The sequence below is a fragment of the Cognatundibacterium luofuense genome (assembly GCF_018139685.1).
GTDB lineage: Bacteria > Pseudomonadota > Gammaproteobacteria > Burkholderiales > Burkholderiaceae_D > Undibacterium > Undibacterium luofuense.
In genome coordinates, this window is the sequence record NZ_JAGSPN010000682.1 from 1 (window position 1) to 279 (window position 279).

The window sequence follows — 279 nt, forward strand, 5'->3', positions numbered from 1 at the left end:
CAACCCAGAAAATCAGCTCAGCACCAGACCAGCTACATGCTCAGAGATGATTTGCGCGCTGGCCGCCAGTGCCTGTTGCTCTAGACTGTCGAGTGGCGGATATAAGGTCTGCAGGATGCCAGCCCGCCCGACTACCTGCGGCAGCGACAAGGCCACATCGCGCACACCCTGCACCTGATCCTGTACGGAAGATACCGTCAGAACCTGACGCTCATCAAACAGGATACAACGGCTCAGCAAGGCAATCGCTGCACCGATGCCGTAATACGTAGCGCCCTT

At 57.7% G+C, this 279-nt stretch carries 1 pseudogene; it reads right to left on the reverse strand.

Annotated features, from left to right (window positions below):
- Positions 1–12 precede the first annotated feature (12 nt).
- Positions 13–279: pseudogene (locus tag KDM89_RS22175) on the reverse strand (L-lactate dehydrogenase); the annotation flags it as partial.